The organism is Halorubrum saccharovorum DSM 1137 (assembly GCF_000337915.1).
Lineage (GTDB): Archaea > Halobacteriota > Halobacteria > Halobacteriales > Haloferacaceae > Halorubrum > Halorubrum saccharovorum.
In genome coordinates this window covers 1-1,078 of the sequence record NZ_AOJE01000053.1, presented here as the reverse complement: position 1 = coordinate 1,078, position 1,078 = coordinate 1, and the positions used below count along the sequence as shown (strand labels likewise).

The 1,078-nt window shown below is 52.7% G+C and carries 1 protein-coding gene; it reads right to left on the bottom strand.

Annotation, left to right across the window (positions count from 1 at the left end; genetic code table 11):
* Positions 1–1,078 (bottom strand): hypothetical protein (locus C471_RS18075; protein ID WP_049909211.1); only part of this gene is annotated, 1,078 nt, incomplete at both ends.

The window sequence follows — 1,078 nt, the reverse complement described above, 5'->3', positions numbered from 1 at the left end:
GTTCCGGGTTGAGACGAGGATGAGCGCGACAATCGCGGCAACGATGATAACGCGGTCTTCGGTTCCAACACCGAAGCCACCGCCGCCACCACCGCCACCAGTTCCGGTGGTCTCATACTGCCTTCTGAGTTGTCGCAACTGCTCGATTTCGTCCGCGAGGGAGCTTGCGTTCGTTGAGTTGTAGAGGTACTTGTGTGGGCTGGTCGTGTTCATCGTCTCCCCTGTCCGGGTGTTCACAGCCTCTAAAATTTCAAACTGCGACCCATATGTGGAGAGGTCAACAATCGTGCCGTTGGCCCCATCTTGAACAGCCATGTAGAAGGTTCCATTATAATCTGAAAATCGGTATGTCTGACCAGTATCCCAGCCACCAGATGCGTCATCTCCGGTGTAGAACAATGTTCCATTAAGCACCGTCGGATTGCCCGAGCCGTCTCCGACTGCAATAGTGTGCGATGCATTGATATCCCCGGAAGCACCGGTTGACGCGAGCATGGCCGCGCCCTGACCGTAGTATCCAGACTTTTTGAGAGATGTGGATGCCTCAGCCCCGATAGTGGATGGGTCCATCATCGCAAGGTCTGACGAGTTTATTTCGCCTGCTTGGTACTGGCTGGACACCTCATCAACGTAGGGGTCCATATTCGCAAGCACTTGTTGGGTCTGCTCTTGGGTTTCGTCGAGCAGATAGGTGTCGTTCTGGTCGTTCGCCCAAGAGCCGAGCGACCCATAATCCTGTGACTCGAAGATTCGTGTCTCCTCGGACGAGTTTGGTTCGACGGCAACAACCCGGATAGGAGATGCTTTTGGTGGGTCTGACGACCCCCCCGGATGGAAACGGGAGCCGGATGGGAGAGTCCTCAGAGAGATTTCTTCAGTATCGACAGATGTTCCATTGACTAACTCGAATTGAATCGTGTTTGTTCCAAGCGTTTCACCACCAGAGTACCATTCTCCATTCCTCTCATTTTGGTAGTAGTATCCAATTGTTTGGTCGGATTGGTTATCTAGACTAGCTATTTGAGTGACTTTAGCGTCCCAATCTGAGAGAATCCGAACCTGAACCCGAGAGTAGTAG